Origin of the sequence: Kangiella aquimarina DSM 16071 (assembly GCF_000374105.1) — a bacterium.
Classification (GTDB): domain Bacteria; phylum Pseudomonadota; class Gammaproteobacteria; order Enterobacterales; family Kangiellaceae; genus Kangiella; species Kangiella aquimarina.
Window position 1 is genome coordinate 315,838 of record NZ_KB893651.1, and the last position, 18,617, is coordinate 334,454.

Here is an 18,617-nt window from a genome sequence, read left to right on the forward strand (position 1 = left end):
CTTTTTTTCTGAGCACCTAATCTATCAGGCTTCATTGAGTTGCGAATCGATCCACTCACGAATCTTAGTTTCTAATACCGGCATAGGCACAGCACCATCAACTAAAACTTCACGATGGAATGCTTTAATATCAAACTTATCACCAAGCTTGCGTTCTGCTTCTGCTCTTAAGTTGCTGATAACTCGTTGACCTACTTTGTAGGATACCGCCTGACCTGGCCAAGCAATGTATCGCTCAACTTCTGAAACCACATCGGTATCAGCCATTGAAGAGTTAGCCATCATATAATCAATTGCATCCTGGCGTGACCAGCCTTTCGCATGTAATCCTGTATCAACTACCAGGCGCATGGCGCGCAACATTTCGTCACTCAAACGACCATAGTATTGCATAGGATCAGTGAACATACCCATTTCCTTACCGATGGATTCAGCATACAGCGCCCAACCTTCGCTGAAGACACTCAAGCCTCCAAAACGACGGAACATTGGAAGTCCTTCAATTTCCTGCTGCAGGGAAATTTGGAAGTGGTGACCTGGTGCTGCTTCATGAATGGAAAGTGTTTCCATACCAAACTTTGGTTGTCCTTTTAAGTTGAAGGTATTAACGTAGAAAATACCTGGGCGCGAACCATCGGGAGAACCAGCCATGTAAGATGCACCTGCTGCTGACTCGGCGCGGAAGGCTTCTACTGCGCGAACTTCGTAATCTGTTTTAGGTGCTATATCAAACATGCTCGGTAATAGTTTGTTAACTTTGTCCTGTAAATCACGATAGCCCTGCAACAAGTCTTCTTCGTTGTCATAGTAAAACTCGGGGTTGGTCTGAACATACTTGAACCAGTCTTCCAGAGTACCCTCAAAGCCTACTTGCGCCATTACCTGTTCCATTTCAGCACGGATACGAGCAACTTCGTCAAGGCCAAACTGATGAATTTCTTCGGCTGTCAGATCGGTCGTGGTATAGGTTTTAAGTTGATAGTTGTACCAGGCTTCACCATTAGGTTGTTCACTTAAACCGAAGCTATCCCGTGCATGCTGCATGTAATCGTCTTTAATGTAGTCATGCAGATTTTTATAGGCAGGAACTAATTTCTCAACGATGGCCTGCTTGTAAGCTGCTTCCAGACGCTTCTTGTCTTCCTCGGAAAAATCTTTAGGCATATTCGTTATGGGTGTATAGAAAATGCTCTGCGTAGGATCGTCAACCACATGAGCTGCCAGTTGTGGAATAACTTTTTGCATGAGAGCTTTGGGCTGAACCACTTTTTGTTCAATGCCTTGATTCATGTTGGTAATGGCTTGTTCCATTATGGCAACTCCGCCATCAACACGTTTCAACCAATTTTCGTAATCTTCAACGGTTTTAAATGGTTGGAAGCTTTGGCCAGAACCCAGTTGGGCAAAAAAGTTTGCGATATTACTGGACTGATTAATCGGAATTAAATGACCTGGGAATTGCTCACCCTTAAGACTATGCTCAGATTGATACACATAAATATCGTAACTAAGGCGGTCCTGGCCTGTTAGCAGGTTACGGTCAATCTGCTTAACTTTGTCCAACCATTCAACAGTGAAGTCATGACTTTTCTTACGGAATTCTGGTGATAAGAAATTGGGTAGTTTGTCGTTATATCCGGGTACGCCAATAGCTGTTGCCTGAATCGGGTTAAGTTCAAGGCTTGCCTGAAATTGTTGTTCAAAAATTTCGTTAAGCTTCTTTGATGCTTCTTCTTGTGTCATTGATTGCTCTGGCTGACTTTGCGATATTTCAGCCGTTACAGTATTTGCTGTAGTTGTCTGTTCCTGCTCGTTGCTGCAACCATAAAGCGCTAATGCAAGACTAAGACTTACTAGGGTTATTTTGGTCATATTATTTTCCTGAATCTTTCCTCTCGAGTTAAGAACATTAGCACTAAATTATTGAAGAGGATATGATTTGTAATATCTGTTTACAAATAGGCCATAAGGGCTACTAAGGTACTCAAATGAATAACACACTTCCGTCCAATAAAGCGCTGGCTGATAACCGTCTGGCTAAAGTCGTTAACACTATCCAGTCTTACCCAAAGTTTATTCGCAGCTTTCTGCTCAACTTTGTGATTAGAAAAACAGTAAAACTTGTGGGTACAGCCAAAATTGAAGTGCTGAAACTGTCCAAGGAAGAATCAATCTTTCGAATTCAGAACCGCAAGAAAGTCCAGAATCATATCGGAACAGTACATGCAGCGGCGATGGCGCTCATAGCTGAAACCGCGACCGGAATGGTAGTAGGAATGAATGTTCCAGACGATAAGTATCTGGTGATAAAGACTTTGAAAGTTGATTTTATGAAAAGGGCAGTTGGCAGCCTGACCGCTACGGCCCACCTGAGCGAACAGCAGCGTCAGTCGATCTTGAACGAAGAAAAAGGCGAGGTGAATGTGGCTGTGAGCGTTATGGATGAGGAAAATAAGGAACCCATTGAGTGCACCATGATCTGGGCCTGGACACCAAAGAGACGCTGATAAGGCAGGAGTTTTAGCCAATTGATACAATAAAAGGGCATAGAGACTCTATTTTGGGTATGCAGTAAGCATTAGATTGGTTAAAATATCGCCCTTTTGCGCCTGCGCAAATTCATTCATTACAAGTACTCATTGAATATGTTGGAAGTAAATCCTATCCGTGAACAATTAAAAGATATGTCTGAGCGTGTTGAAACGCTTAGGGGGTATCTTTGACTTTGATACAAAGCAAGAACGGCTGGTAGAAGTCGAGCGAGAGCTTGAGCAGCCCGATGTCTGGAACGATCAGGAAAGAGCTCAGTCTCTTGGCCAGGAAAGAGCCAAACTGGAAGCCGTCGTTAACACCATAAAAGAACTTGAGACAGGCATAGCCGATAATCAGGAGTTGCTGGAGTTATCCGTCGAAGAGGATGATGCAGACAGCGTTACTGAGATCGAGAATGAAGTCAAACAACTGAATGTCAGTCTTGAAAAGCTAGAATTCCGCCGAATGTTTTCGGGAGAGATGGATGAAAATAACGCCTATCTTGATATCCAGGCAGGTTCAGGCGGCACCGAGGCTCAGGATTGGGCCAGTATGTTGTTAAGAATGTATCTTCGCTGGTGTGAAAGCCGTGGTTTTAAAGCTGAAGTTACAGAAGAATCCGATGGCGACGTGGCAGGCATTAAAAGTGCTACGATTAGAGTCGAAGGTGAATACGCCTACGGCTGGCTCAGAACAGAAACTGGCGTTCATCGTCTCGTACGAAAGTCGCCATTTGACTCGGGAAACCGTCGTCATACCTCCTTTGCATCAGTATTCGTCTATCCCGAAGTTGATGACGATATTGATATCGAAGTCAATCCGGCGGACTTACGGGTCGATACATACCGCGCCAGTGGGGCCGGTGGTCAGCACGTCAACAAAACCGATTCTGCGATACGCTTAACGCATATACCGACCGGAATTGTGGTGCAATGTCAGAATGATCGCTCGCAGCACAAAAACCGTGCTCAGGCGATGAGTATGATGAAAGCCAAGCTGTATGAGCTTGAGATGCAAAAGCAGCGAGAAGAGCAGCAGGCACTCGAAGATACCAAGTCTGATATTGGATGGGGTAGCCAGATTCGCTCCTACGTACTGGATCAGTCTCGGATTAAGGATCTACGTACTGGGCATGAGTCGAGTAATACGCAGGCGGTGCTGGACGGCGATTTGGACTCGTTTATCGAGGCTTCTCTAAAGGCAGGTGTCTAGACACGCTTGTGCTTTGCAGCGCACTTAGCTTAACAAAGACACTGATGCGGCTTGGAAAGATATTAGTCTGCAAGCAAGCACATAAGGTATTGTAGGGGCGATTCATGAATCGCCCGTACTGCAAGTACAACGGATACCTGGGTGTATCCACAGGTGCCGATAATGTATCAATATTGTGAGAGGATGTTTTGACATTTTTATCACATGAAAAATTGAATATTAAGAACGTAACTAGTTATTTAACGGTAAATTGAGGTAATAAACGAAAATGAGCAATCAAGAAACCCCAGTAGTTGATGTCAACGAGCAGATTACTTTACGTAAGCAGAAGTTGGCAGATAAACGAAAACAGGGGATTGCCTTCCCAAACGACTTCCGTCGTGATTCTTTAGCTGAGGAAATTGCCCACGAGTATGGCGATAAGGAAAAAGCTGAGCTTGAGGAATTGGGTAAGAAGGTAAAGGTTGCTGGACGCATCATGTTATTCCGTAACATGGGTAAAGCGAGCTTTATTACCATTCAGGATATGTCTGGTCGCATTCAGTCTTACGTTCGTAAAGATGCCGTTGGTGACGAAGTCTACGAGGACTTTAAAACCTGGGATATAGGCGATATTGTTGGTATTGAAGGCACTGTTTTTAAAACCAACAAAGGCGAGTTATCTGTTAAAGCTTCCAGCATTCGCCTATTAACCAAATCATTACGTCCGCTGCCTGATAAATGGAGCGGATTATCGGATCAGGAAACGCGTTATCGTCAGCGTTATGTTGATCTGATTGTTAATCAACAATCTCGCGAAACTTTCATTGTTCGCTCAAAAGTAGTGAAAGCGATTCGTGACTTCCTGGAGTCACGTGATTTCCTTGAAGTGGAAACTCCAATGATGCATGTGATTCCAGGTGGCGCTTCTGCCCGTCCATTTGAGACGCATCATAATGCATTGGATATGCCACTTTACCTGCGCATCGCACCAGAGCTGTATTTGAAGCGCTTGGTTGTTGGTGGTCTTGAAAAAGTATTTGAGATCAACCGTAACTTCCGTAACGAAGGTTTATCAACTCGCCATAACCCAGAGTTCACCATGCTTGAGTTCTACTGGGCTTATGCCGATTATAACGACCTGATGGACCTGACTGAGGCAATGTTGCGTTATACGGTTGAAACGGTATTGGGTAAAACCGTGTTTGAAAGCAGCGGTGAAACTTATGACTTCGGCAAGCCATTTGCACGTATGACGGTGCTTGAAGCTATCATGAAATATCAGCCAGAAATTAAACTCGAGCAACTAACCGATATGGATAAAGCTCGTGAAGTTGCTAAGCGTTTGAAACTAAAGCTGGAAGACTCTTGGGGCTTGGGTCGTGTTCAGATTGAAATCTTCGAAGAAGTGGCTGAACATAAATTGATTCAACCGACTTTCATTACTGCTTATCCTGCAGAGGTTTCTCCATTGGCACGTCGTAATGATGAAGATCCATTCATCACAGACCGCTTTGAATTCTTTGCTGGTGGCCGTGAGTTGGCCAATGGCTTTTCGGAGCTGAATGACGCAGAAGATCAGGCAGATCGTTTCAAAGCGCAGGTTGAAGCAAAAGATGCAGGTGACGACGAAGCCATGCACTATGACGCTGACTACATCCGCGCACTTGAGTACGGTCTCCCACCAACTGCTGGTGAGGGTATTGGTATTGATCGTCTGGTGATGTTGTTAACGGATTCGCCGTCAATTAGGGATGTGTTGCTTTTCCCGCATATGCGTCCAGAATAAGCTACAAAAAATTACGACTTATAGGGCGACTTTTGTGTCGCCCTTTTTATTTAGATTTCACATCAATTCCTTTATGATGAAACAAATTCATTTAACAATAAATGTATGTCCACTGATATAGATATCCGCCAGGCGTTAAGAGTGTTCCAGATTATCGCTGATAAAGGCGAACAACGAGGTAATCGTCACTATTTTAAGGGGATATATGCTACCTCTGGCTTTGATGGCTATGACGTAGAATTGACCGATGAAAAAGTAACCCTCAATATCTATTTTCACAGCCGATTCGATTTAGACTATAAAAATCAAATAGATAAAGATGCCTTTTTCGAAAAGATTGAAAAAATCGATGCTCTTAGAAAGACCAAAGATATGCCTTGAGCCTAGGGTAAATCACACAATTTACACTTTGTTACCAGTTACTTTTGAGTTGCTTTTTGCTCACGGTTATAGTGATTCACACATTAAAAACACTAAAACCAGTGGGAGTATTCAATGAGTAGTTCGAAAATCCACAAAGTAACCGCTTTGTCCTTTTCTATTGCAATGGCCTTTTCCAGTGCCACTGTCCTTGCCAACCCGACCACAGTTAGTTTCCTGAGCAGCGAAAATGCTGTCGCGGCCCAGCAGCAAACTGAAGCCGAAAAAGCCGCAGCTATCTATGCCGAGCATTGGGAAAGAAGCCTTGAAATGAATCCTTTAATGGCTACCTTTATGGGCGATAACCGTTTCAATGATCAACTTGGCGATTGGGGTACGGAAGAAGGGCGAGCTAAAGAATTAGCTTTTAGCAAAGAGTTCTTGGCAAAGATAAACACTATTGATTCTTCAAAACTGCAAGGTCAAGACTTACTGAGTTACAAGGTTTTTAAAGGTGAGCGTGAAGCAGAAATCGAAGGAGCAAAATTCCCAGATCACTTACAACCAATTCAGCAGTTCTATAACCCTTTCAATTTCATTGCCATGTTGGGTTCAGGCAACAGTGCACAACCGTTTAAGACTGTTAAAGATTATGAAAACTGGCTAAGCCGTCTTGAGCAAACAGCTGGTGGCGTTGACGTTATCATCGGCAACATGCGTGAAGGTATTGAGCAGGACGTTGTTCAGCCAAAAGCATTGATGGTTAAGGTATTGCCACAGCTCAAAGCACATATTGTTGATGATGTTGAGACCAGCCTTTTTTACGGTCCAATTAAAAATATGCCAGAGTCTTTTTCAGAAGAGGACAGAAAGCGTTTAACTCAGGAGTATGTTAAAGCCATTAAAGGCTGGGTTGTTCCAACCTACCAAAAGATGCACGACTTTATTGAGCAGGAATATATTCCTGCTGCACGCGAAACATCGGGTATGGTGGCGCTTCCAAACGGTAAAGAGTGGTACGCTTTTAAGGTCAAAGAAACCACCAGTACTGATTTAACACCAGAACAAATTCATCAAATTGGATTGGACGAAGTGGCTCGTCTGCAAAATGAAATGAAGGGTGTAATGAAGGAAGTAGGCTTTGAGGGAACGCTACAAGAGTTTTTTGAGTTTACTAAGACAGATCCTCAGTTCCAGTTTGATACAAAAGAAGACATGTTGCAGGCATATGAAAACTTAAGAGGCAAGCTGGACAAAACTGCCCCGGATCTATTCAAGGTGATTCCAAAGGCTGAGTTTGAAATCCGAGCGGTTGAGCCTTATCGCGAGCAGTCTTCTTCAGCCGCATCGTACCAGAGCCCATCGCCAGATGGTTCTCGCCCAGGTATTTTCTACGTTAATACCTATGACCTATCAGCACGGCCTACATGGACCGTTGAATCTTTATATCTTCATGAAGCCGTGCCAGGTCACCACTTCCAGCGCTCGACTCAAATTGAGTTAAAAGATGTGCCAAACTTCCGACGCTTTGGTGGTACAACGGCGTATACCGAAGGTTGGGGCTTATACTCTGAATCGCTGGGCAAGGAAATGGGTGTTTATACTGACCCTTACCAATACTTTGGCGCATTGAGTGCCGAGTTGTGGCGCGCCATCCGTCTGGTAACTGATACCGGTTTACATGCCAAAGGCTGGAGCAGAGAAAAGGTGTTAGCTTATATGGAAGCTAATTCACCAGCTGCTGAAGCACGCATGGTTTCAGAAGCCGAGCGTTTTATGGCGATTCCAAGTCAGGCCCTTGCCTACAAGATTGGTCAGCTCAAAATACGTGAGTTACGCACGCTGGCTGAAAATGAGTTAGGTGATAAGTTCGACATCCGCGAGTTCCATCATGAAGTACTTAAAGATGGCGCCATTCCGTTGAATATTCTGGAAGACAAGATCAATCGTTGGATTGAAGAACAGAAAAAGTCACAATCTTAATTTCTAAGCTACTGTGAAAAAAAAGCCCTTATTCGTAAGGGCTTTTTTTATGGAGTGATTTTAATCTTCTCTAGCTTAGTCGAGTATTTCAAACTGGGCGCCATTGATCGTCAATTCACTTTCTATGGCCTTATCAGCAAGACTGATCAAGGCATAAGTTTTATTATCAAACACTGTTGAACGAATAACATCGCCTACCGCTTTATCATCCTTGTTATGGACCTTGTCCCCCGGTGTTAAAGTTGCTGTGTCCTTTGAATATGCCAGTAAAGCGTGAGTTTTAAGTTTGCCGCGATAATGCATACGAGCAACAATTTCCTGGCCCGTATAACAACCTTTGTCAAAACTCACCCCACCTACTTGAGGCAGTCCAACAAAGTGCGGTAACAACTCTTCAATCGTTTCCTGGTAGATCAGCGGGATATGCGCCTGAATTTCGATATAGTCCCAGGCGTTTACGTCAGCAAGTGTCGTGCCTTCGAGTTCTTTGATGATGGCATTTGCATGCTCTTTTTCTGCAATCATGAACGAAGCATTGAACAGACTGTTCAAATGCACCTCTGTGACACCATTGGCTTCAGTCACTTCCAGGCTCATATCTTCGGCGAAGTTGCTGTTAGCACCTTTTTGCGTGTGTCCCCAGATTTGAAAATCGAGGCTGGCATCAACTAGCTCAACCTTGAAAAATACCGCGTACATTTTCAATTTGTTGAGCAGGTGTTCAAGCACTTGTTTGGGCACCAGCATTAAGTAGTCATCACCATATTTGATGGTGAAAAAGATACCATGCAGGCGTCCCTGAACATTACAGAAGCCGCCAAGTGTTGCTTTCTGGTCTGTGATTTTGTCCATGTCGCAGGTCAGCTGTCCCTGAAGAAACTTCTTGGCGTCTTCACCATGCACTCTGATAATGCCGTAATGGCCCAGCTCACATGCAATATTCTGAAGTTGAATGATGTGTTGCATTGCGTCTTGATTGGTAAAATTCATAGTTGAATGCTTATTTTGCTTCATAACGGGGATAATTTTACTCTGATTCTTAGCGGTTTTGCACCGTTACCGTTATAATTCAGGCAAACAATTTTGAGTTTTAAGTTATGACTGAAGAACAGTTGAAAAAATTGCAGTGGGCCAGTCGCCGCGGCATGTTGGAATTAGATGTGGTATTGATTCCTTACCTTGAGGAAGAGGCTTGCCATTTTGATGATGAAAAGGCCGCTCAATATGCAACATTTCTGGAGCAGGATGACCCCGACCTGTATGCATGGATAATGGGCTATGATAAACCAAAGCCAGAGTTTGCCCCTATCATCACCGCAATCAAAGAGTTTATTAACAAAAAAATAAAGTAATTCAGCATAATAATTTGTCAGGGAGTGACATGAATCTATTTATTGATATTGGCAAGTCCAAAGGTCTAATACGAATATATATAGTATTTTGGACTCTGCTGTTAGCAAGCTTTATTCTTTTTATTTTTTCTCAGTTTCAACTAAAGACTGCTCTAATACTTTTTCTTTTAAGTCTGATTGTTTCATTGCCGCTTGTAGTATGGCAAATAAAAGCCTTAAACCACTTAAATAAAGGAGTCAGGCAGCTTCAATTCATCGATGGTGAATGGTATCTAATTCAGCAACACCTTGGGAAAGAGAAAAAAACTGCGATTGAAATAGAAAACAATAATGTTCTTTGGCCGAGCTGGATTCTGTTGAACTATAAATCGGAAATTGTGCTGAATGGCAAACAGCCCAGGCTCTCAAGTTCTCGAGTTAAGCACAAGAAACGCTTACTGATTTGTCGGGACGCTGTCAGCGAGACAGAATTCAGGCACCTGTCCCGAGTGTTACGCTATTATCGTCAGGATGACGATACCGTTAATCAGGAGTGATTATCTAAAGGTGCTAAATAGGAGTCTATTGCTTCTTTAGCCAACTCCGGATAATCCAGGGTGTAATGCAGACCACGGCTTTCTTTACGTTGCATAGCGCAGCGGACAATAAGTTCGGCGACTACGACCAGGTTACGCAATTCAATCAGGTCGTTGCTTACCTTGAAGTTGCTATAGTATTCGTGGATTTCCTGCTTCAATAATTCTATGCGACGCAAGGCTCTTTGCAGACGCTTGTCGGTTCTAACTATGCCAACATAGTCCCACATCAGTTGTCGTAACTCATGCCAGTTGTGGCTCAGCACCACTTCTTCATCAGAGTTGGTAACCTGACTTTCGTCCCACGGCGGTAACATCGGTGGTGACTGGCTCGGATCCCATTGCGCTTCAATGTCATTAGCCGCTGCCTGAGCGAAAACCAGGCATTCAAGTAATGAGTTGCTGGCCATGCGATTGGCGCCATGTAAGCCAGTGCAGGCCACTTCACCAACGGCATATAAGCCCTCTACATCGGTTCGGCTTTTAAGATCCACTTTGACGCCACCGCAGGTGTAGTGGGCAGCTGGCACTACCGGAATGGCATCTTTAGTAATATCCAGGCCGAACTCCAGGCACCGTGAGTAAATAGTTGGGAAGTGGCTTTTGATAAAGTCTTCGTCTTTGTGTGAAATATCCAGATAAACGCATTCAATACCATGCTTTTTGATTTCATGGTCAATGGTGCGCGCGACAATATCGCGAGGTGCCAGTTCTGCGCGTTCGTCATATTCCGGCATGAAACGTTCACCATTGGGGCGCAACAGGACAGCACCCTCTCCACGAAGTGCTTCGCTGATCAGGAAACTTCGCGCCTGTGGGTGAAAGAGACAGGTCGGATGAAACTGATTAAATTCCAGATTGGCAACGCTGCAGCCTGCACGCCAGGCCATGGCAATGCCATCACCACTGGCAACGTCGGGATTGGATGTATAAAGGTATACCTTGCTGGCGCCGCCTGTGGCCAGTACCACAAAACGTGCGCTGATGGTTTCTACCCGGTCCTCTTTCAGATTGAGGACATAAGCGCCATGACAGCGATTATCATCATTGCCGAGTTTATTGCCAGTAATTAAATCTACCGCAATATAGTGCTCGAGAATATTGATGTTGGGTTCATTGAGAACGGCTGATACCAGCGTAGTGGAAACCGCTTTACCTGTAGCGTCATCAGAGTGAATAATACGACGTTTGCTATGCCCCCCTTCACGAGTTAGATGGTAGCTTTCGTCTTCCTTGCTGAACATGACGCCTCGCTCAATCAGCCACTCAATAGCTTCTCGTGAGTGCTCAACAGTGTAGCGAACTGCTTTTTCGTCACACAGGCCAGCACCGGCGATTAAGGTATCCTCAACGTGAGAGTCAACACTGTCACTTTCATCAAGCACCGCAGCAATCCCACCTTGGGCATAAAAAGTTGAACCTTCAGTTACTTCAGCTTTACTAAGTACAGTAATTTTACCTAAATGAGCCAGTCGCAAAGCTACTGACAAACCAGCTGCACCACTACCAATAACCAGCACATCGGTGGTGTGCTGCGAAGGATTAATTGTGTTTTTCATGATATCCATGATAAAAGTTGGGAACTTTTATACCGTTAACCGAGTCTGTGTTTGTCGCTATCTGTTAGAAAGTCACTGGAAACTTTAGTATTTTCCTAGCAGAATACCGTTTAATATTGGCGGACTTTATCATAACCGCACCATGGCCAGTTAGTTTTTTTGCTGGTTAGCGAAGGGTTGAATGACCCGGATCAATTAATGTTTGCCCTGCAAGCGACTTCGTAAAGAAGATAACAATTAAAAGGGGATTATATGTCTGGGGCTGATTTAGACTCAGAGTTAGTAAAACGTGTTCAGGAAGGCGATAAGCGTGCTTTCGATATGCTGGTCAAAAAGTACCAGCATAAAATCATGAACTTAATATCCCGTTACGTCAGAGATAGTCATGAGGTAGCGGATATTTCACAGGAAGCTTTCATTAAAGCTTACCGGGCTTTGCCGGGTTTTCGTGGTGATAGTGCTTTTTACACCTGGCTATATCGGATTGCGATAAATACCGCAAAAAACTATCTGGTATCCCAGGGACGTAGGCCTCCGGGTAGTGATATCGACTCAGTTGAAGCTGAACAATACGAAGGCGGTGATGCCTTGCGTGATACTGGTAGTCCCGAGCGCATCATGTTCCGTGATGAGATCAGGAATATCATTTTTAAAACCATTGATGAACTTCCTGAAGATCTCAAAACTGCAATTACTTTACGGGAAATGGATGGGTTGAGTTATGAGGAAATCGCAGAAGTCATGGATTGTCCGGTAGGCACGGTCCGTTCACGAATATTTCGTGCTCGTGACGCGATTGATCAAAAAATTGCTCCGCTTTTGGAACAGGGTTGGCGTTCCTAGCAGGATGAAGTTAACAGTAGAAATACAAACTTTTTTACATTTCTGCTGAACTTTTTACACAGGCTCTAGTCAATGTGTATAAGATTTGGACTCAAAATAGCACCCTTAATAGTTGCTGAATGAGTCGTTAAGGTTAAAGTTTATTTAAAATCAAGCGGTTAGGGTAAGTGCTTGATGTCTTAAGAATAGGGTTAAATGCATTGTTTTTTTAGTTTAAGCATTCCAACCCGGGTTAGTAAGGCAATTTGACGCAAGGACAGTTAAGTCGCGGGTTTTGCCGGCCTTGGTAAATTGAGGCGGTATTTTAGGCTTGTGGTTGGAAATAGAGGTTGGATGTTAATGTTGGACAATAAAGATTTGGACAAAGGCTTAGTCGGCCGCTTTGATAAGCAAAATGTATCTGCCTGGGTGGATAATGAAAAGGCGGGTAATGAGCTTGAAGCCTTTGCATCGGAAGACAGTTTCGCTATTGAATCTGAAGAAATGCAGTTATGGAGCCGATATCACTTGATTGGCCAGGTTATGCGCGATGAAGTTAAGCATCTGGATTTAGATATCGCAGCTCGAGTCAATTCAGAAATTGCCAATGAACCTGAACATTCAGTTGAGGTAAACCAGCCAAAATCTAATGTCATCAGTTTCCCGAGTAATCCTTTTAAGCAGATTGCTGGTTATGCAATCGCGGCTTCTGTAGCTTTGGTTGTGTTGTTCAATGTGGGCAATCAGAATACGCTTGATTCACAGGTCAATCCAATGGCAACTGTTGCCAGCAATGATGCAACACCAACAGCAGCAAGCAGCTCAACAAGCCTGAGCAGAGTAGAGCGTCAGGAGTTGCAAACAATCCATGATATGTTTTTAAAGCATGAGTCATTATCACAATCGAGCCTGCTGCCAAGTGTTCAGGTGGTTAGTAACCAGAAAGTAATTCCGGTTAGTGTCCCCTTGATGACTGAGCAATCTGAAACACAGCAACCAACCCCTCTTAAAGTTGAGCAGGAGCAAGCTGAAAATCAGTAAAGTTTCAACTTAGTCTCCAGCCTATTTCCAACAAAGCCGAAGTATTACTTCGGCTTTGTTGCTTCTAAAATCAATCATTGCTAAAAGCCCGCTGCTTTTCCGGTTGGTTTTCAGTAAAATGACTAACAAAGTCTGATGGCGAATATCTTATGAATCAAAGCAACATGCTGACTGAAATTGGTCGTGTAGTGGCCAAAGAAAATGACACTGTTTGGGTGCAGACGCAGAGTAAAACTGGCTGCTCCAGCTGTCAGGTGAATACGGTGTGCGGCAGCGGCATTGTCAGCAAGGCATTTTCACATAAAGTATTCGTTACCCCCTTGAAAAATAAAGTTAATGCCAACATAGATGATGAAGTAGAAGTTGGAATTCCGGACAATCTGGTGGTTCGAGCTTCTGTTATGGTGTATCTGGTGCCGCTGATTAGCATGATCCTGGCTTTGCTGGTCTGGCAGTTCTGGCTCACTAACCCTTCTGAGTTGAGCTCGATTCTTGCTGCTTTTGCCGGTTTAGCCATTGGTTTTGTGCTTACTCATTTCTACAGTAAATCCGCGGCCCAAAAGGGAAAAACGGAACCGGTATTGTTAAGAATTGTAAAGAGACCGATTGCGGTGAAACAAATCGAAACAACCGTCGACTAAGCACTGACGACTCCGTCGGAACTGTTTTCCCTAATATATTTCCAACCTTTGAATTTGTTTGTTTTTTTGGCAAGCCTGCTGGGTTATGAGGCTTTCCTTGAAATAGCTAATAATTTAAATGCTTGTGGTTTTACAACAAGTTGCGGGAGTATAAATGATGCTGAAGCGTTTTTATTCAACAGGCCTTATTGTTCTATTCTTCATTCTTGGTAGTGCTTTTAGTCCGCCAGCAAAATCTTCTTATCCTGATTTCACAGAACTGGTAGAAAAAGTGCAGCCCAGTATCGTCAGTATTCAGGTTGATGTTGTCCGTTGGGGACGCGTTGCAGGGCGTGCTGGAGGTTCGGGCTTTATCATTGACGACGAAGGTTACATTTTAACCAATCATCATGTTATTGATAATGGAGATACTGTAACTGTAAAACTCTATAACGGACGTGAGTTCAAAGCAGAGGTTATAGGAAGCGATGCAAACACCGATGTCGCCCTTCTAAAAATTGAGCCGGGTAAACAAGATTTAAAAGCCCTAAAGCTTGGAACATCCGATGTTCTTAAGGTTGGTGAGTGGGTACTAGCTTTTGGTGCACCATTTAATCTGGAACAAACCGTAACTGCAGGTATCGTCAGTGCTAAGGGCCGCGGCGAAGTGGGCTCCCAGTATGTACCATTTATTCAGACCGATGTTGCCATTAACCGTGGTAACTCTGGTGGACCACTGGTCAACCTTGAGGGTGAAGTGGTTGGTATTAATTCAATGGTTTTTAACCCTATGATTAGTTCCGGTCTATCTTTTTCAATTCCAATCGATTTGGCAAATAATATTCGCGAGCAATTACTTGAAAGTGGTGTGGTTAATCGTGGATACCTTGGAGTTATGTTCAGTTCGATTGATCAAGACAGGGCTGATGCTTTTGGTCTAAAAGAAGTTAGCGGCTCTCTGGTCCGGCGAATTCTTCCTGGTTCTGCTGCAGAAGCGGCAGGTTTACAGGAAGGCGATGTTGTCATTGCGGTTGATGGTAAGCCTGTCCGCAAAGCACAGGATCTACCTTATTACGTGGGTCAAAAAATGCCGGGTGATACAGTAAAGCTTGATGTCATTAGAAACGGAAAGGAAATTGAGATCGATGCGGTATTGACCGATAGTTCAGGTCGTACAGCATCCATTAATGGGGGCCAGGACAAACTGGGTATTCGCGTCCAGGCTCTGCGTGATGATTTGCAGGAAGCTTACGGCATCCGTCAAGGAGTGGTAGTCAGCGATGTAGCCGAACAAAGCCCTGCGGCGCAGGCTGGTATCCAAAACGGAGACATTATTCAAAAGCTTCATCAAACTCCTATTCGTACGCTAGAAGATTATCAAAGGGCGTTAGCAAGTCTTCCTGAAAAAGGCAAAGTTGCACTACTTGTAGCCAGGCCGGGTAGGGGTAGTGACTTTTTTGTGATTAAATTAGATTAAAACTCAGTGAGGCCAGCGGCTTAACACGCTCTAGTGCTGGCCTTTTCAGTTGTTTCAGCTACAATAGGCCGCTAAATTTCAAGTATACCAATGCGTAGCAAGCTATTTTGAGTTGAGCCGGCAAATGGCCCTCTTGATGGCACATTCATCAACAATCGAAGGAATTCAGCGGAACATCTATGTCCTACACCGATTATATTCGTAACTTCTCTATTATTGCCCATATTGACCACGGTAAATCAACCTTGTCGGATCGTCTGATTCAGACGTGCGGGGGCCTTACCGACCGGGAAATGGCGGAGCAAGTGCTGGATTCCATGGACTTAGAGCGTGAGCGCGGAATTACCATTAAAGCGCAGAGTGTGACTCTGAACTACACGGCAAAAGACGGTCATACCTATCAACTGAACTTTATTGATACTCCTGGACACGTTGATTTTTCATATGAAGTATCGCGTTCTTTGGCTGCATGCGAAGGTGCCTTATTGGTAGTGGATGCTGCGCAAGGTGTTGAAGCTCAAACTCTGGCTAACTGCTACACGGCTATTGAGCAGGATCTGGAAGTTGTGCCAGTACTCAATAAAATTGATTTACCAGCAGCAGACCCGGATCGCGTGATTCAAGAAATTGAAGATATCGTTGGCATTGAGGCGATGGATGCGGTGCAGTGCAGCGCCAAAACAGGTGTTGGTATTCAAGAGCTACTTGAGCGTATTGTTAGAGATATTCCACCTGCCAAAGGTGACCCTGATGCGCCTCTACAGGCATTGATTGTTGACTCATGGTTCGATAACTACCTTGGTGTCGTCTCTCTGGTACGAGTGATGCAGGGCACCATTCGTAGCGGTGAAAAGATGCAGGTGATGTCGACCGGCAAAGCCCATGTTGTTGATCATGTTGGTATTTTTACTCCAAAGCGTAGTGATACCGGTATCCTGCGAGCGGGCGAGGTAGGTTTCATTATTGCGGGCATTAAAGAGATCCAGGGTGCACCAGTAGGTGACACCATTACCTTGGCAAAGTCTCCAGCTGAAAAGCCATTGCCAGGATTTAAAAAGGTTAAACCGCAGGTTTACGCCGGCCTGTTCCCAGTCAGTTCTGATGATTACGAGTCTTTCCGTGATGCATTGGCGAAGTTAAGTCTGAATGACGCCTCTCTGTTTTATGAACCAGAGAATTCAACTGCGCTGGGATTTGGTTTCCGTTGTGGTTTCCTCGGTATGCTGCACATGGAAATCATTCAAGAACGACTAGAGCGCGAATATAACCTTGATCTTATTACCACCGCGCCAACTGTGGTTTATGAGGTGACAACGACTGATGGTGAAACCCTCTACGTTGATAATCCATCCAAATTGCCGCCACTATCGAACATTGACGAGATTCGTGAGCCCATCTGTGAGGCTAATATTTTAGTGCCACAGGAGCATCTTGGTGCAGTAATTACTTTGTGTGTTGAAAAGCGTGGTGTACAGACCAAAATGCATTATGCTGGAAACCAGGTAGCCTTAACCTATGAAATGCCGATGAATGAAGTGGTGCTGGACTTTTTCGACAGGTTAAAGTCAGTTAGCCGTGGTTATGCTTCATTGGATTACAGTTTTAAACGATTCCAGACTGATAAGCTGGTGCGTCTTGATATTCTGATTAATGGTGAAACAGTTGATGCTCTGGCATTGATTGTGCATAAAGATCAGGCGCCATATAAAGGGCGTGAACTGGTTGAAAAGATGAAAGAGATTATTCCTCGTCAAATGTTTGAAGTTGCCATCCAGGCGGCAATTGGTAATCATATTATTGCACGCTCAACCGTAAAAGCCTTGCGTAAAAACGTACTGGCAAAGTGTTATGGTGGTGACGTTTCACGGAAGCGTAAGCTGCTGGAAAAACAAAAAGCTGGTAAAAAACGTATGAAGCAGGTTGGTAAAGTGGAAATACCGCAGGAAGCCTTCCTGGCTGTATTACATGTTGGAAAAGATAATAAATAACAAAAGAAGGGCCTGATGATCTATTACGATTTTGGATTTTATTTGCTGCTGGCAACTGTCGTTACAGGCGCCGTTGTTCTTATTGATAAGCTGAAATGGCGAAAAGAAAGGGAAGCCAAAGGCATTGAATATGATGAAAAAGGGAATGAAAAAATGCCTATGTTCATCGATATCAGCCGCTCGTTTTTTCCGATTATTCTCGTCGTTTTTCTACTCAGGTCTTTCCTGTATGAGCCCTACAGAATCCCTTCTGGCAGCATGAACCCGGGTCTTTATGACGGTGACTTCATTTTAGTCAATAAGTTTTCCTACGGTATTCGTATGCCGGGCTTTAATACCGTCATTATCCCTACTGGTTCGCCAAAGCGAGGCGATGTAGCTGTGTTTCACCCACCTCATGAGCCGCAAACTGCTTACATCAAACGTATCATAGGTGAACCCGGTGATCGCCTGGAGTGGAACCGTGGAGTGCTCACAATTACTCCTAAATGTGAGTCTGGTGAGACCTGCCAACCGATTATGCTCCGTCCTCAGTTTGTTTCTGATGAAGTACCTGAGTTAGTGCCTCAAGGGGAAGTGCTCGATTTGTATAGCGAAAACCTGAGTGGTAATGACTATCAGGTTTTGTATAAGGGCATTCAAAGGTCACAAAGCCTTAATCACTCATGGTCAACCGTTGTTCCAGAAGGTCAGTATTTTGCAATGGGCGATAATCGTGATGGCAGTGCCGATTCTCGATTTTGGGGATTTGTCGATGAGGATGCTCTCATTGGTCGTGCAGCCTACAAGTGGTTGTTTTTAGAGTTCACAGAAGAGCCGGTTATATTTGGTAAAAAGTTACCAAAAGGCGTATCTTTTGGTAGAGTAGGTTCTATTGAATAAGCAAAATCAGTGCGTTAACGCGTTTTCTGTCCAGAGATGAGTATCTGGCAGAAAGGACAAAGGAGTATGGGGAAATGCTAAACAAAAAGTATCAAGATGGTATGACAGGTGCGGGTTGGGTAATTGTACTGGCCATCGTCCTGTTTTTTATGTTCATGTTGATCAAACTGACACCAGCTTATCTGGAATATTTCAGCATTAAGAGCTCTATGGCTTCTGTTGCTGAACAGAATGTGGGTAATAGCTCAACTGGCGAAATTCGACGTCTGCTTGAAGGCCGCTTTAATATAAATGAGGTTAAATCGGTAAAAGCTTCTGATGCAAAGATTAAGGATATAACTGGTGGGCGAGCCCTTTACATAAAGTATGAGCGTCGTATTCCTTTGTTTGGCAATATTAGCGCACTACTTGAGTTTGAGAACGAAGTTCCTCTTAATTAGATAGCA

At 44.1% G+C, this 18,617-nt stretch carries 17 protein-coding genes; 14 read left to right on the top strand and 3 right to left on the bottom strand.

What is annotated here, in order from left to right; all coding sequences use genetic code 11:
• Positions 1 to 24 precede the first annotated feature (24 nt).
• Entirely contained in the window at positions 25 to 1,872 is a 1,848-nt protein-coding gene (locus B158_RS0110870; protein WP_018625404.1) for a DUF885 domain-containing protein, read from the bottom strand.
• A gap of 116 nt (positions 1,873 to 1,988) precedes the next feature.
• Here B158_RS0110870 and B158_RS0110875 point away from each other — a divergent pair, with 116 nt between their 5' ends.
• From B158_RS0110875 to B158_RS0110895, 5 genes are all read left to right on the top strand, one after another.
• Positions 1,989 to 2,507, top strand: coding sequence for a DUF4442 domain-containing protein (locus tag B158_RS0110875; protein ID WP_018625405.1), 519 nt, complete (start codon positions 1,989 to 1,991; stop codon positions 2,505 to 2,507).
• A gap of 138 nt (positions 2,508 to 2,645) precedes the next feature.
• A protein-coding gene (gene prfB / locus B158_RS0110880) for a peptide chain release factor 2 (protein ID WP_156823101.1) occupies positions 2,646 to 3,744 on the top strand; the annotation gives its coding sequence in 2 pieces (ribosomal slippage) (positions 2,646 to 2,720 and positions 2,722 to 3,744; 1,098 coding nt in all).
• A 268-nt stretch (positions 3,745 to 4,012) separates the two neighbouring features.
• Positions 4,013 to 5,512, top strand: coding sequence for a lysine--tRNA ligase (gene lysS / locus B158_RS0110885; protein ID WP_018625407.1), 1,500 nt, complete (start codon positions 4,013 to 4,015; stop codon positions 5,510 to 5,512).
• Between the two features lie 105 nt (positions 5,513 to 5,617).
• Positions 5,618 to 5,893 (top strand): DUF3081 family protein, encoded by a 276-nt coding sequence (locus B158_RS0110890; protein ID WP_018625408.1) that lies wholly within the window; start codon positions 5,618 to 5,620, stop codon positions 5,891 to 5,893.
• Positions 5,894 to 6,007: 114 nt separating this feature from the next.
• Positions 6,008 to 7,855 carry a DUF885 domain-containing protein gene (locus B158_RS0110895; RefSeq protein WP_018625409.1) on the top strand — a complete coding sequence of 616 codons (1,848 nt, stop codon included), beginning with the start codon at positions 6,008 to 6,010 and terminating at the stop codon, positions 7,853 to 7,855.
• A gap of 75 nt (positions 7,856 to 7,930) precedes the next feature.
• On the opposite strand, the gene ygfZ is transcribed toward B158_RS0110895, so the two are convergent.
• Positions 7,931 to 8,845, bottom strand: coding sequence for a CAF17-like 4Fe-4S cluster assembly/insertion protein YgfZ (gene ygfZ, locus B158_RS0110900; protein WP_228127096.1), 915 nt, complete (start codon positions 8,843 to 8,845; stop codon positions 7,931 to 7,933).
• Between the two features lie 107 nt (positions 8,846 to 8,952).
• Here ygfZ and B158_RS0110905 point away from each other — a divergent pair, with 107 nt between their 5' ends.
• Together B158_RS0110905 and B158_RS0110910 are read left to right on the top strand one after the other, a co-directional pair.
• A complete protein-coding gene (locus tag B158_RS0110905; protein ID WP_018625411.1) occupies positions 8,953 to 9,207 on the top strand; it encodes an FAD assembly factor SdhE in 255 nt (84 codons plus the stop codon).
• Between the two features lie 29 nt (positions 9,208 to 9,236).
• The gene (locus B158_RS0110910; protein ID WP_018625412.1) at positions 9,237 to 9,743 is read left to right on the top strand and encodes a protein YgfX; all 507 of its coding nucleotides are present in this window, start codon (positions 9,237 to 9,239) and stop codon (positions 9,741 to 9,743) included.
• Here B158_RS0110910 and nadB read toward each other — a convergent pair.
• Positions 9,734 to 11,341, bottom strand: a complete 1,608-nt coding sequence (gene nadB / locus B158_RS0110915; protein WP_018625413.1) for an L-aspartate oxidase — start codon at positions 11,339 to 11,341, stop codon at positions 9,734 to 9,736. The two genes, B158_RS0110910 and nadB, sit on opposite strands and share 10 nt — an antisense overlap.
• A 252-nt stretch (positions 11,342 to 11,593) precedes the next feature.
• Between nadB and rpoE the strand changes: the two genes are divergently transcribed.
• The 7 genes from rpoE to B158_RS0110950 all read left to right on the top strand — a co-directional run bounded on the left by rpoE (position 11,594) and on the right by B158_RS0110950 (position 18,611).
• A complete protein-coding gene (rpoE, locus tag B158_RS0110920; RefSeq protein WP_018625414.1) occupies positions 11,594 to 12,184 on the top strand; it encodes an RNA polymerase sigma factor RpoE in 591 nt (196 codons plus the stop codon).
• Between the two features lie 339 nt (positions 12,185 to 12,523).
• The gene (locus B158_RS0110925; RefSeq protein WP_156823103.1) at positions 12,524 to 13,204 is read left to right on the top strand and encodes a sigma-E factor negative regulatory protein; all 681 of its coding nucleotides are present in this window, start codon (positions 12,524 to 12,526) and stop codon (positions 13,202 to 13,204) included.
• Positions 13,205 to 13,353: 149 nt separating this feature from the next.
• A complete protein-coding gene (locus B158_RS0110930; RefSeq protein ID WP_018625416.1) occupies positions 13,354 to 13,845 on the top strand; it encodes a SoxR reducing system RseC family protein in 492 nt (163 codons plus the stop codon).
• A 154-nt stretch (positions 13,846 to 13,999) separates the two neighbouring features.
• Complete coding sequence (locus B158_RS0110935) at positions 14,000 to 15,301, top strand: Do family serine endopeptidase (RefSeq protein ID WP_018625417.1); 1,302 nt, start codon at positions 14,000 to 14,002, stop codon at positions 15,299 to 15,301.
• Positions 15,302 to 15,480: 179 nt separating this feature from the next.
• Positions 15,481 to 17,289, top strand: a complete 1,809-nt coding sequence (gene lepA / locus B158_RS0110940; RefSeq protein WP_018625418.1) for a translation elongation factor 4 — start codon at positions 15,481 to 15,483, stop codon at positions 17,287 to 17,289.
• A 15-nt stretch (positions 17,290 to 17,304) separates the two neighbouring features.
• Positions 17,305 to 18,171, top strand: coding sequence for a signal peptidase I (gene lepB, locus B158_RS0110945; protein ID WP_018625419.1), 867 nt, complete (start codon positions 17,305 to 17,307; stop codon positions 18,169 to 18,171).
• 74 nt (positions 18,172 to 18,245) lie between these two features.
• Positions 18,246 to 18,611 carry a DUF4845 domain-containing protein gene (locus B158_RS0110950; RefSeq protein ID WP_018625420.1) on the top strand — a complete coding sequence of 122 codons (366 nt, stop codon included), beginning with the start codon at positions 18,246 to 18,248 and terminating at the stop codon, positions 18,609 to 18,611.
• Positions 18,612 to 18,617: the final 6 nt, after the last annotated feature.

Coding starts and splice junctions, on each gene's coding strand:
- B158_RS0110870 (WP_018625404.1), bottom strand. CDS start 1,872: ATGACCAAAATAACCCTAGTAAGTCTTAGTCTTGCATTAGCGCTTTAT.
- B158_RS0110875 (WP_018625405.1), top strand. CDS start 1,989: ATGAATAACACACTTCCGTCCAATAAAGCGCTGGCTGATAACCGTCTG.
- lysS (WP_018625407.1), top strand. CDS start 4,013: ATGAGCAATCAAGAAACCCCAGTAGTTGATGTCAACGAGCAGATTACT.
- B158_RS0110890 (WP_018625408.1), top strand. CDS start 5,618: ATGTCCACTGATATAGATATCCGCCAGGCGTTAAGAGTGTTCCAGATT.
- B158_RS0110895 (WP_018625409.1), top strand. CDS start 6,008: ATGAGTAGTTCGAAAATCCACAAAGTAACCGCTTTGTCCTTTTCTATT.
- ygfZ (WP_228127096.1), bottom strand. CDS start 8,845: ATGAATTTTACCAATCAAGACGCAATGCAACACATCATTCAACTTCAG.
- B158_RS0110905 (WP_018625411.1), top strand. CDS start 8,953: ATGACTGAAGAACAGTTGAAAAAATTGCAGTGGGCCAGTCGCCGCGGC.
- B158_RS0110910 (WP_018625412.1), top strand. CDS start 9,237: ATGAATCTATTTATTGATATTGGCAAGTCCAAAGGTCTAATACGAATA.
- nadB (WP_018625413.1), bottom strand. CDS start 11,341: ATGAAAAACACAATTAATCCTTCGCAGCACACCACCGATGTGCTGGTT.
- rpoE (WP_018625414.1), top strand. CDS start 11,594: ATGTCTGGGGCTGATTTAGACTCAGAGTTAGTAAAACGTGTTCAGGAA.
- B158_RS0110925 (WP_156823103.1), top strand. CDS start 12,524: ATGTTGGACAATAAAGATTTGGACAAAGGCTTAGTCGGCCGCTTTGAT.
- B158_RS0110930 (WP_018625416.1), top strand. CDS start 13,354: ATGAATCAAAGCAACATGCTGACTGAAATTGGTCGTGTAGTGGCCAAA.
- B158_RS0110935 (WP_018625417.1), top strand. CDS start 14,000: ATGATGCTGAAGCGTTTTTATTCAACAGGCCTTATTGTTCTATTCTTC.
- lepA (WP_018625418.1), top strand. CDS start 15,481: ATGTCCTACACCGATTATATTCGTAACTTCTCTATTATTGCCCATATT.
- lepB (WP_018625419.1), top strand. CDS start 17,305: ATGATCTATTACGATTTTGGATTTTATTTGCTGCTGGCAACTGTCGTT.
- B158_RS0110950 (WP_018625420.1), top strand. CDS start 18,246: ATGCTAAACAAAAAGTATCAAGATGGTATGACAGGTGCGGGTTGGGTA.